The sequence below is a fragment of the Methanoculleus receptaculi genome, from assembly GCF_033472595.1.
GTDB lineage: Archaea > Halobacteriota > Methanomicrobia > Methanomicrobiales > Methanoculleaceae > Methanoculleus > Methanoculleus receptaculi.
Window position 1 is genome coordinate 1,180,543 of record NZ_CP137642.1, and the last position, 11,078, is coordinate 1,191,620.

Consider the following 11,078-nt stretch of genomic DNA (forward strand, 5'->3'; position numbering starts at 1 on the left):
AATACACCTCGAAGGGCTGAGAAAATATCAATAAAGCCTTTCAAAAGTTCATCATAATAATATAAAAACGTCGCGAATGAGAAGGGCAGGCAAGAGGCTGAGTAAAAACGCGGATACCGATGCCAGAATCTCGTTTAAACTCGTCTGGAAACGCGGACAGATTACTCCGCCCGCCGTGTAGCCCCTGATGGTGAGCAGCCGCGCAATCTCGTCGGCCCGCCGGATCTCCGTGATGACAAGAATGAGTGTGAGCGGCACAATAGAGCGTAGACCGGGCCGGATCCCCTTCAACCTCATGGCAACCGCCACCTGCTCGATCTCCTCCCGGATAACCCCAAGACCGGCAAGCCCCATCTCGGCGATGAGCCCAATATCAAATCCTGTACGGGTCCCGAACGCCCAGACCGAGACGGCAAGCGCCTCGCCCTCCTCCGTCGCGGAATAAGCCCATGCCGCAATAAGGAGGATCATACTCATCCTGGTGAAGTAGGAGAGTCCGTCGCCGCCACCCCATGCAGAGACGAGCGCTGTCAGGCCGATCATGGCAAAGAGGGGGAGGAGGACGCGGGGCCGCGGCAGGGCGTCTGTGCGCGGTGTCGCAGCCAGCCACCATATAAAAGCGCCAAACGCCCCCCAGACGCTCAAGAATGAGCCAAGCGAGAGGACGGTGAGAGAAAAAAACCTCAGTCGCGGATCCTGCATAACGCCTCACGTGCATCGGCGAGCCTGATGTTCTCCGGCCGCGCACCTCTCTCCAGGGCGCAGGCAAGGTATGCCGGGGCGTGCCGCCACGAGGGGATGGCCCCGGGAACGCTCCCGCGTTCGATCAGGGCGCCATCCTCCATCTCCCAGATGGCATCCACCCGCGGGAGAACCGATTGTTCGTGCGAGAAGATGACCGTTATCCCGGACCAGCGCTCCTCGATCATGCTGCAGACCCATCTCTTTCTCTCGCAGTCCAGCGAACTGAACGGTTCGTCGAGCAGCAGCAGGTCGGGATCCCTGATGAACGCACAGGCCAGGGTTAGCCGTTTCAGTTCACCGCGGCTGAGGTGAAATGGATCCTCGTCCGCCCGCTCTTCAAGGTCTGCAAGCGCAAGCACCTCATCCGGGGCGAGTCCCCAGGAAGCAGCCTCCCGCTCAACCGTCGGCGCTGTGATCTGGTGTTCAGGGAACTGGAGCAGGAGCAGAACCGAGTTGACGCCCTGCCGTTGAACGGTGCCGCTGGCCGGGGTGATGAGACCCGCAAGCAGGATGGCAAGCGTCGATTTCCCGCTCCCCACCGGGCCGCTCACAATGTGGACGCCCTCATCGAAGGTGCCGTTTGCACGCAGGCAGAACCCATCACGTGAAAAGACCACCTCTCCAACTTCAACCCTCATCCACGGAGCCTCCAGACTGTCGGGTAGTAGCAGGTTGTCTTGAGGACCTCAAAGACCTCTTCCGGAGTCCCCTTATACCGGACGCGGCCACCTTCCATGAAAATGACACAGTCTGCCAGTGCCGCGGCATCCATCGACTGAGTGCACCAGAGGATGTGAGCGGCCGGGCTCTGCTGCACCACCTGCCTGAGGCGTTCGGCTGTCATGGCATCCAGGTGAGAATCGGCCTCGTCAAGGAGAAGAACCTCGGGCTCGCCGGCACAGGCCGCAGCCAGCGCGGCCAGGGCCTTCTCACCGCCGGAGAGGGTGGATACCCTCTTTTCGAGGAGGTGGCCGATGCCGACCTGTGTCGCAGCCGCCCGGACGATCCTCTCCGTCTCCGGGCAGGGTTGGTGGCGGAACCTTGGCGTCGATGCGATCTCATCGTAGACCCGGGAGAAGAGCAGCGTCCGGTCAGGAAACTCCCCGACCCAGCCAACCCTCAGCGATGATGGCGATCGCCCCAGGATCCGGACCGTCCCGGTTCCGGGCTCATCGATCCCCGAGCAGACCTCAAGCAACGTTGTCTTTCCGCTGCCGTTTGGCCCAATGACGGCAATATGGCGTGAGTCCAGCATAAGATCCGGGATATCAAGCACCCGGTGCCTCAGATCGTTTATACGGATCATGCCACCCGCTTCCCGATGGTGTATGCGGCCGCGGCCTTCACCACGTCGCCGACTATAAACGGCGCAACCCCGAGAAGGATCGCCTGAGGGATGGAGAGCGAGGCGGAGAAGGAGAGCCACGCAACACCGAAGACATAGGTGACTGCGGTCGCCGCAAACAGCCCTGACACACGGATTTTCGTGGATTTATGCTCGTAGGCAACTCCGGTGATGAGAGCAGCCGGGATGAAACCTACCAGAAACCCTCCGGTAGGCCCAAGGAGTATCCCGAGACCCGCTGCGCCGTTGTGAAAGACCGGGAGGCCGGCAGCGCCCAGCAGAACGTAGAGGGTAACCGGGATAACGCCGCAGCGTTTCATGACGATGCCAGCAAGAAGCACAAATAGGGTCTGGAGGGTGAGCGGGACCGGCGGCAGCGGAATGGAGAGCCAGCTCCCCGCAGCGATCAACGCGATAAACGTGCCACTGAGGGCAAGAATCCTGGCCCGCCTGATCATCTCAACCCTCCCATAATGAGACGGATGGCAATAAAAATCCTGTCAACAAAAAAATAGACAGATGGTTGAGAGGATGATCAGATCTGGAAACAGTCCCCGGCTATTACTCTCTCAATCTTTCCGTTATCCTTTCTGATGATGAGGGCACCGTGTTCATCGATATCTATAGCCTCGCCGGAGAAGGTCTTGTTGACCGTCCGGATGGCTACCCGGCGATCGAGCGTCAGGGAGAGGCTCTTCCACTCGCGGATGACGGACTCGTACTCCCCGTCATCGAGCTGCATGTAGCGCAGCTCAAACTCGCGCAGGATCCGGGCTAAGAGCGAGACACGATCAACCGGGTGACCGACCTCTGCCGCGAGAGTCGTCACGGTCTCCCTCAGCGGCGGCGAGAGTTCATCCAGGGCGACGTTTGCGTCTATCCCCATCCCCAGGAGGGCGTAATGAACCGTGTCGGCCTCAGCAGAGATCTCCAGGAGCAGGCCCGCGACCTTCTTGTCGCCGATGAAGATGTCGTTTGGCCACTTGATGAGTGCGCTGAGGTCATACTCCTTGCGGATGGCACGGGCGATCGCGATCGACCCGGCCATGGTGATCATGAAGAGGTGATCGAGCGGGATCCTCGGTTTCAAGATTATGGTGGCCCAGATCCCGCCGGCAGGTGAGACCCAGGCGCGCCCGAGCCTCCCCACCCCACCGGTCTGCTCCTCTGCAATGATCACCATACCATGCAGTTTCTCCGGATCAGTCTCGGCAATAAGCCTTTTTGCAACCCAGCCAGTGGAGGCAGTGCGATCAAAGTGGCGGATCTGCCTGCCTATGACCCTTGTGCGCAGTTTCTTGGTGAGTTCATATGGAAGAAGCTGATCGGTCCTGGCCTCCAGGCGGTAGCCTTCCGCCCGTGATGATGATATACGGTATCCCAGTCGCCGGAGTTCGCGTATCTGCTTCCAGACAGCCGATTGACTGATCCCCAGGTGCTCTGCAATCTCTTCACCCGAGATCGGGCCGGGCGACTCTTCAAGAATCTTCAGGACTCTGATTGCCGTTTCGTTCATGTCCATTACCTTTTCGCTGCAGGTGACTCGGTCGGGAGCGGGCATGGATCCTCGCCGCAGACCTCTCTCCGGATCGCCGAGGCCTGCTCCATGAAATCCGCCAGATCGAAGATCCCGGTCAGGTCAACTATACCGATTGCAGCGATGGCACTGCCCTCCCCGTCCTTTATCGGTGCCACCACCACCGGGGTCCCCTTGTAAGGCCCACTCTCCGGTCGGACCCGTTTTGTGACGTTCCCGGCGAGCACCGCCTCGAGAACCGGGCCGGTGTAGGCGGTGTCGATAACCCTCCCCTCTTCGAGACGAACGCCCGGATTATCACGTGACCGTGCCGTGACGGGCAGCCGGTTGAGCAGTTCGTGGATGCACGCCGCAAGCGGGGCGAGATCGCGTGCACCTGAAGACGCGGAGATGACGTATTGATCCATGGCCGTATCCATACTCTTCATCACGGTTGATCTAAAATAAGGTTTCCCTATCAGCGCACGAGAAGTTCGCCAAAAATTCTCGTGATGGGTATTCATGGACGCTGGTGACCAGGATCACACCGTCACCGGTCTCCTTCATGATCAGGACGGTCTCCCCGGCCGGTGTGGCGGCAAGAGTCTTCCCGCCGTGTGATGGAAACGTTCCATCGCACTCGACAGCGTCCAGATCGTAGCCTGAGAGGAGGGTGTTGTAAGGGCTATCAGCGGTAAACCGGACGGCGCGGGGGCCGTAGGAATGCAGATACGTCACCGGGATGGGTAGCCAGTCGTAGGTGTTCTGATGGGGAGATGCTGCACCAAAGACCAGTATCCTCCCCCCTCTCTCGACGAAACGCTCAATCCGATCGCTTGAGGCCCGCAGAGCCGGCAGGAGTTTTGAGTATGCGGGATTCGCAAACCCTGTAGGCACGATCAGCGCTGCAAAACTGCCGCGCCAGAACGGTGTTGCAAGCATGTGCGGGGTGACCGTCTCACAGGATGCACCGCAGTCCTCGATCAGCCGCGAGAAGACAAGAGGTGTATCCCAGAGCAGCCCGACTCTGCAGGTCATCCCTTGATCACCCCCAGCGGTTCCAGCCTGGCAACGATCGCGGAGAGGCCTGCTTCGTGCACCACACGGACAACCTCCTGGCTTGGTTTGTAGGCCTGGGGCGCCTCCTCCGCGATGGCCGCATCGCTGTGCGCACGTACCACGATCCCTTCCCCTGCCAGTTGTTCCCGGACATCCCTCCCGAGAACCTCCTTCTTCACCTTCGACCTGCTGAGCACGCGGCCGGCGCCGTGGCAGGTGCTGCCCCACGTCTTCTGCATCGCGGTCGTTGTGCCGCAGAGGAGGTAGGAGGGTGTTCCCATGCTGCCGGGGATGATCACAGGCTGGCCGACCGCGGCGTATTCCCGGGGTATCTCCAGGGTTTTCGGCCCGAAAGCGCGTGTTGCACCCTTGCGGTGGACACAGACCTCTGTAAGTCTACCATCGATCTCGTGGCGCTCGAACTTGGCGACGTTATGGGCGACGTCGTAGACAGGCTGCATCTCGTCATACTCGATCCCGAACAGTTTTGCAAATACGTTCCTGGCCTCGTGCATGATCACCTGCCGGTTTGCCCAGGCATAGTTTGCAGCGCAGACCATCCCGCCGTAGTAGCCCCGCCCCTCAGGGGAGTCGATTGGAGCGCAGGCAAGCTGGCGGTCAGGGAGGTGTATGCGGTATTTGCTGAGCGCCGCCTCGAGGTTTCGGAGGTGATCGGTTGCAACCTGGTGGCCAAGCCCGCGTGAACCGCAGTGAACCATGAAACAGACCTGTCCCTCTTTGAGCCCGAAGGTCTCTGCTGCAGCAGGGTCAAGAATCTCGCGCACCGCCTGAACCTCCAGGAAATGGTTTCCCGCGCCGAGCGTCCCGAGTTGCGGCACGCCGCGCTGGCGTGCCTTCGAACTGACCGCGTCGGGGTCAGCCCCGCTCATCGCGCCCTCCGCTTCACAGCGGGCGAGATCGGCCTCTGTGCCGAACCCGCGCTCGACTGCCCAGCGCGCGCCATCGACCATAACCCTGGTGAGATCCTTATTTGATATCCGCAGGCTGCTCTTTGCCCCGACGCCTGTAGGTATTGCGGCAAAGAGCCTCTCGATCAGTTCACGTCTCTTCCCGGCAAGGTCAGCACGGGTCAGGGGTGTTGTGATCAGACGGACACCGCAGTTGATATCAAACCCGACCCCGCCGGGGGATATGACGCCTTCAGTCATATCGAATGCGGCGACCCCACCTATGGGAAACCCGTATCCCCAGTGGATGTCAGGCATGGCAAGCGAGTGCTTCACGATTCCAGGCATCGTCGCGACGTTTGCGACCTGTCGCACCGCACCCTCTTCAAGCGTTTCGGCGAGCGCTTCCGAGAGGAAGAAACGTCCCGGGACGCGCATGCCCGGGACGTAACCGATCGGGATCTCCCACTCGAGGTCGCCAACCCTATTGATTCCGGCAAGCATATGGAATAACTCCCTCAGACATCAAGTATGATCTCAACCACATAACCCTCTTCCTCTCTCCTGATCTCAAGCCCGGAGTAGGAAACACCCTTGATGAGCGTCCCGCCCGAGTGACGGTCAGGATCGAACGGCTCGCCCCCCAGAACCGCGGTGAGGCCGGTGCCCTTGATCTGGACATCAAAGGTGCAGAAGACGAGATTCTCAACATCGGTGATGAAGAGCAGTTCCGAGAGGTAGTCAAACAGCAGGGATTCGAGGTTCTCCGCCTCGAGTTCGATCCTTCGCTCGACACCCCTGTCCTTGCAGCGTCCATACATCGCCTGGAAGATCGCCCTGCCCGCCTCGGCAAAGATCTCCTCCAGGGTCGCGCCCCGCACCCGCAGACGGAGATCGGCGGTGTGCTCCAGCTCATCAAAACTCATGATCTAGTAATCATTGTAAAAGATGGGGATCATACCTCTGTGGATACAATCGAGGTAGCGCGCCTGGTACTTGGAGACGTAGACGGTATAGTCACCAACCGGGATCTGCAGGTCGGTTGTTTTCGGCGGTTTGACAGATACCGGCAGGAGGATGGGTCCCCCACAGGATGTGCTCACCCTGAAATCGTGTTTCCTTCGGAGGATGTATGACCGGACATCCTCAGTTATGTATATGCCCTGTGACTGGCCTGGCTCCTCAACGTCGCTGTGCATGATTGATCACCTATCTTGGTGTTTTGTGTAAAAAGAGGTATGGGTTTTCCTGTTTCCAGAGGGGGCTATGCAGTCCCCAGGACGCCTGCCACCAGGTCAACGTATTGCTCCTTCAGTTCATAGACAGAGTTCGTCCCCTCGACGTTTCGTCTCACGTGCAGGATGCCTATCCGCGATGCAATTATGCCGACCATGGATGCGATGGAGTGGTAGGTGATTGTAAAGCGTTTGCGCAGTGTCTCGTAGATCTGTGGTATGGTGAGCACCCGGACCTTCACGAAGAGACCGAGCACCTCATGCCGGAGTCCATCCCGGTCGCGTGAGAGGTAACTTTTGAGTCGCTCCTCTATCTCTTTTTTGAGCTCCGCCGGGGATCTCATATGTGTTTGTAATTGTGTATTTTATATATATCTTTTCATTTTATTCATTTATCGGATATTCTGACACCTGGACGAGAATTGTCTGACAATTCATGATCATATCCGTTCTAATGACGCCGGTGCCGGCCGGGGTGGATAAGATCTTCGGGGGTTTCTCACCGGGAACCGGCTGAGTGGAGTCAACTTCTGGCAATCTACCGATCGGGAATTGCCAATCTGTGGAACAAAGTTCCCCCTTATCTCTTGCATCCCTCCGAAATAGCGCTGCAAAAAAACCAGATGATGCCGCTGTGACCCGAAGCCTGCCGTGCCATGGAGGGATGAACGCCTTCCCTGGTTTTCTCAGAGCCCGGGCAAATCAGATCTGAAGTTTCCCGCCTTTGCGCTCCCGGCAGGTGTTCTGGCCGCTCAACAACACCATCGCTGAATAAATAAGATCCCTGCCATACCCTAGTGCATGGCAACGCCTACTCTCCAGGTGGCGCTCGATCTCCTCGACCTCGATCGTGCGGTAGAGATCGCGGCTGAGGCTGTCCAGGGCGGTGCGGACTGGATCGAGGTCGGGACGCCCCTGATCAAGAGCGAGGGGATGCGGGCGGTGCGGACGCTCCGGGAACGCTTCCCCAACAACGAGATTGTCGCTGACATGAAGATCGCCGACACCGGGGCGATCGAGGTGGAGATGGCCGCAAAGTCCGGCGCCGGTATCGTCTGCATCCTCGCTGACGCTGACGACGCAGTGATTGCAGAGGCTGTCCGTTCAGCCCGCAAGTACGGCGTCCGGCTCATGGCCGACCTCATCAACGTCAGCGACCCCCTTGCCAGGGCCCGTGAAGTTGCGGGGCTCGGCGTCGACTACATCAACGCCCACGTCGGTATCGATCAGCAGATGATCGGCAGATCATCACTTGACCTCCTCCACCGCCTTACCGGCGAGGTGAACGCCCCCATCGCCGTTGCCGGGGGACTGGATGCGGGGACAGCGTCCGCAGCGGTTGCCGCCGGGGCCACGATCGTCATCGTGGGCAGCAACATCATCAAGGCCGCCGACGTGACCGCAGCGACCCGCCGGGTCAGGGAGGCAATCGACCACCCCGAGATTCGGCCGCGGGAGAAGGAGAGCCCCGATGCTGTCATCCGCCGGCTCTTTGAGGCAGTCTCTGCGCCAAACGTCACCGACGCCATGCACCGGAAGGGCGCGATGGCGGGCATAATCTCAATCTGCGGCAGGGTCAGGGCTGTCGGCCCCGCCGTCACCGTCCGGACAGTTTCTGGAGACTGGGCAAAACCTGTCGAGGCGATCGACATCGCCAGACCCGGTGATGTGCTGGTCATCAGTAACGACGGCCGAAAGGATATCTCACCGTGGGGCGAACTTGCCACCCACTCTGCGAAGAACCGGCGTCTTGCAGGCATCGTCATAGACGGCGCCGTGCGGGACGTCGACGATATCCGCGAGATGGGTTTCCCCGTCTTTGCTACAGCAACCGTCCCGAACGCCGGGGAGCCTCTGGGTCTTGGGGAGATCAACACCGAGATCCTCTGCTGCGGTCAGGAGGTCCGGCCCGGCGACTGGATCGTCGCCGACGAGAGCGGTGTCGTGGTGGTTCCGCGGGAGCGGGCCTACGAGATCGGCCGGCGCGCGATGGAGGTCCGGAAGACTGAAGAGCGGATCCGGGAGGAGATCCGGCGCGGACGGACGCTCTCAGAGGTCTCAGAACTCCTGAAATGGGAGAAACGACGCTGAAATGCTGGAATAACCGGGATTCCCCGGGGAAAGTAATCCAGATATGCAGGAGTTAAGAGACGAACTGGCCGAGGTTCTGCAGGCAGTCATCCCGATAGTCCTCGTCATCATCATCCTCGAGATCTTCGTGCTCCAGGCCTCGCCTGCCGATCTCCTCCACTTCCTGCTCGGCAGCGGCATGGTGGTCCTGGGGATCGCGCTCTTTCTCACGGGTGTCAAGTCAGGGATCCTGCCCATGGGTGAAGCGATCGGTTCAGAACTGCCCGCCAGAGGATCGATTACACTGATCATCATCGCGGTCTTCTTCTTCGGGTTCTTTGCCACGGTGGCGGAACCTGACGTTCGTGTCCTCACCGATATGGTGGATACCGTCTCCGGCGGCGGGATCGCTCAGGGCCCCCTGATAGTAGTCATCGGTGTCAGCGTCGGGTTCTTTGCCACTGTGGGCGTTCTCCGGATAGTTGCGGGGGTGCCCATAGGCCACCTCTTTGCCGCCGGATACGGTCTTGTCCTCCTCCTTGCGCTCATAACCCCACCGGAGTTCCTCGCCGTCGCCTTCGACGCAGGCGGGGTCACGACCGGACCGCTGACGGTGCCGGTAATCCTGGCGCTCGGAGCCGGGGTGAGCAGAGTCCTTGCGGGCCGATCGCCGATCACAGACGGGTTCGGGCTGATAGGTCTGGCCTCGATCGGGCCAATACTTGGCGTCATGTCGATGGGGGTGATCTTCTTCTGATAGCAGTGGCGCTGCTTGAAGGGCTTGACGGAGTCATCATTGAGGTTGCACAGGCGTTGATCCCCCTGCTTGTCTTCTTCCTGGGCTTCCAGTTCTTCTACCTCAAACTCCCGCGCGGATACATCGTAAACCTGACACGCGGTATCCTGTTTACCGCTATAGGGATGATCCTCCTTCTCCAGGGCGTCCGGGCTGCGTTCATCCCCGCGGGGCACGAGATCGGGGAGGCGCTCGCCACGCTCGAGCAGCAGTGGATCTTCCTCCCGTTCGGGTTTTTCCTGGGTTTTCTCACCACCTACGCCGAGCCCGCCGTTCGTGTCCTCTGCTACCAGGTTGAGGAGGCCTCGAGCGGTTCAATCCGGCAGTCCCTCATCCTCTACGCGCTATCTCTCGGTGTCGCCGTCTCGGTCGCGTGCGGGATGCTCCGTCTCGTCTACGGCATCTCGCTGCTCTGCTTCGTCATCCCGGGCTACGTGCTGGCCCTCATCCTCCTCCACTTCTCGGATGAGGACTTTATCGGGATCGCGTTTGATTCAGGAGGTGTCGCCACCGGCCCGATGGCGGTCACTTTCCTCCTATCCCTTGCCGTCGGGGTTGCTGCCGGGATCGAGGGGCGAGACCCTGTCGTGGACGGGTTCGGGCTGATAGCGCTGATAGCGCTTGCCCCAATCCTCTCGGTGCTGATGCTCGGCATCTTCTACAGGAGAAGAAAAGGTGAAACAAGATGAGCAATGATTATGGTAATGAACTGATCGTCACGGTTGTAAAACGGGGCTGGTCCGAGCCTGTGCTCGAGGCGGCCCGCGGCGCCGGGGCTGAGGGAGCGACCATCATCTTTGGCCGCGGAACCGGTATTCATGAGGGAAAGACGCTTCTCGGGATCGCCATCGAGCCCGAGAAAGAGGTGATCTTGACAGTCGTCGCCGCCGAACGGACGGACGCTGTGCTCGATGCAATCATCGCCGCCGCAGAACTGGATCAACCGGGGATGGGCCTTGCATTCGTCCTTCCTATCCGGCGTGTTGCAGGGAGGGTTCACATGTTCCGCAAAAATGAGGTGGCAGAGTAGGGGCCGGTGGACCGGTAACTCCAGGCCGCACCCTGGTTTGATGCTGAACCTCTCCCGCGATGTATTCCTGAGGGGGATCTGCAAATCGCCGCAGACGGTCGACCGCCTGGGTGTGGAGGCAGCGATCAGGCTGTCACGGAGCGGCCTCCTAACAAAAGGTCCATTGAAATCGCGTTTCCATCCCCGATATCTCACGCACTGCCCCCGCCCCCGGGCGATGGCGGGTGTCCCGGCGAGAGAGGTTTTCAGTGAGACGCGAGCGAGAGGGGCGGGGCGATTTCCCCTTGATACACTGCCAAGGGAGTGCATATCCGGTGTCACGGTGAGGACCTCGCTGTAAAAATCATCTCTTCCTCCCGGACAGGGCTTCCCACC

General features: G+C 60.0%; 15 protein-coding genes. 4 read left to right on the plus strand and 11 right to left on the minus strand.

Going from position 1 to position 11,078, the window contains the following annotated elements:
• Positions 1-51: 51 nt before the first annotated feature.
• The 11 genes from R6Y96_RS06080 to R6Y96_RS06130 form a co-directional block, all read right to left on the minus strand.
• Positions 52-702 carry a hypothetical protein gene (locus R6Y96_RS06080; protein ID WP_318620339.1) on the minus strand — a complete coding sequence of 217 codons (651 nt, stop codon included), beginning with the start codon at positions 700-702 and terminating at the stop codon, positions 52-54.
• Entirely contained in the window at positions 684-1,382 is a 699-nt protein-coding gene (locus R6Y96_RS06085; protein WP_318620341.1) for an ABC transporter ATP-binding protein, read from the minus strand. The genes R6Y96_RS06080 and R6Y96_RS06085 overlap by 19 nt, the downstream gene beginning before the upstream one ends.
• Positions 1,379-2,050, minus strand: coding sequence for an energy-coupling factor ABC transporter ATP-binding protein (locus tag R6Y96_RS06090; RefSeq protein WP_318620342.1), 672 nt, complete (start codon positions 2,048-2,050; stop codon positions 1,379-1,381). Before R6Y96_RS06090 ends, R6Y96_RS06085 begins: the two co-directional genes overlap by 4 nt.
• Positions 2,047-2,547, minus strand: coding sequence for a biotin transporter BioY (locus R6Y96_RS06095; RefSeq protein WP_318620343.1), 501 nt, complete (start codon positions 2,545-2,547; stop codon positions 2,047-2,049). Before R6Y96_RS06095 ends, R6Y96_RS06090 begins: the two co-directional genes overlap by 4 nt.
• 77 nt (positions 2,548-2,624) lie before the next feature.
• Complete coding sequence (locus R6Y96_RS06100; RefSeq protein WP_318622492.1) at positions 2,625-3,605, minus strand: biotin--[acetyl-CoA-carboxylase] ligase; 981 nt, start codon at positions 3,603-3,605, stop codon at positions 2,625-2,627.
• A gap of 5 nt (positions 3,606-3,610) precedes the next feature.
• On the minus strand, positions 3,611-4,045 hold the full coding sequence (locus R6Y96_RS06105; RefSeq protein ID WP_318620345.1) for a DUF2111 domain-containing protein: 435 nt from the start codon (positions 4,043-4,045) through the stop codon (positions 3,611-3,613).
• A gap of 19 nt (positions 4,046-4,064) precedes the next feature.
• Positions 4,065-4,643, minus strand: a complete 579-nt coding sequence (locus R6Y96_RS06110) for a hypothetical protein (RefSeq protein WP_318620346.1) — start codon at positions 4,641-4,643, stop codon at positions 4,065-4,067.
• Positions 4,640-6,076, minus strand: a complete 1,437-nt coding sequence (locus tag R6Y96_RS06115; protein WP_318620347.1) for an RtcB family protein — start codon at positions 6,074-6,076, stop codon at positions 4,640-4,642. Before R6Y96_RS06115 ends, R6Y96_RS06110 begins: the two co-directional genes overlap by 4 nt.
• 14 nt (positions 6,077-6,090) lie before the next feature.
• Positions 6,091-6,498 carry an archease gene (locus tag R6Y96_RS06120; protein ID WP_318620348.1) on the minus strand — a complete coding sequence of 136 codons (408 nt, stop codon included), beginning with the start codon at positions 6,496-6,498 and terminating at the stop codon, positions 6,091-6,093.
• A 3-nt stretch (positions 6,499-6,501) separates the two neighbouring features.
• The gene (locus R6Y96_RS06125; RefSeq protein WP_318620350.1) at positions 6,502-6,771 is read right to left on the minus strand and encodes a hypothetical protein; all 270 of its coding nucleotides are present in this window, start codon (positions 6,769-6,771) and stop codon (positions 6,502-6,504) included.
• Positions 6,772-6,836: 65 nt separating this feature from the next.
• A complete protein-coding gene (locus tag R6Y96_RS06130; RefSeq protein ID WP_318620352.1) occupies positions 6,837-7,151 on the minus strand; it encodes a DUF2551 domain-containing protein in 315 nt (104 codons plus the stop codon).
• Positions 7,152-7,608: 457 nt separating this feature from the next.
• Here R6Y96_RS06130 and hxlA point away from each other — a divergent pair, with 457 nt between their 5' ends.
• The 4 genes from hxlA to R6Y96_RS06150 are packed head-to-tail and all read left to right on the plus strand — an operon-like array spanning position 7,609 to position 10,703.
• Positions 7,609-8,898 carry a 3-hexulose-6-phosphate synthase gene (gene hxlA, locus R6Y96_RS06135; protein ID WP_318620353.1) on the plus strand — a complete coding sequence of 430 codons (1,290 nt, stop codon included), beginning with the start codon at positions 7,609-7,611 and terminating at the stop codon, positions 8,896-8,898.
• A 43-nt stretch (positions 8,899-8,941) separates the two neighbouring features.
• Positions 8,942-9,634, plus strand: a complete 693-nt coding sequence (locus R6Y96_RS06140) for a DUF1538 domain-containing protein (protein WP_318620354.1) — start codon at positions 8,942-8,944, stop codon at positions 9,632-9,634.
• A gap of 5 nt (positions 9,635-9,639) precedes the next feature.
• Positions 9,640-10,362 carry a DUF1538 domain-containing protein gene (locus R6Y96_RS06145; RefSeq protein WP_318620355.1) on the plus strand — a complete coding sequence of 241 codons (723 nt, stop codon included), beginning with the start codon at positions 9,640-9,642 and terminating at the stop codon, positions 10,360-10,362.
• Positions 10,359-10,703: a P-II family nitrogen regulator gene (locus R6Y96_RS06150; protein ID WP_214022010.1), complete on the plus strand. Its 345-nt coding sequence runs from the start codon at positions 10,359-10,361 to the stop codon at positions 10,701-10,703. Before R6Y96_RS06145 ends, R6Y96_RS06150 begins: the two co-directional genes overlap by 4 nt.
• The last annotated feature ends 375 nt before the right edge of the window (positions 10,704-11,078 follow it).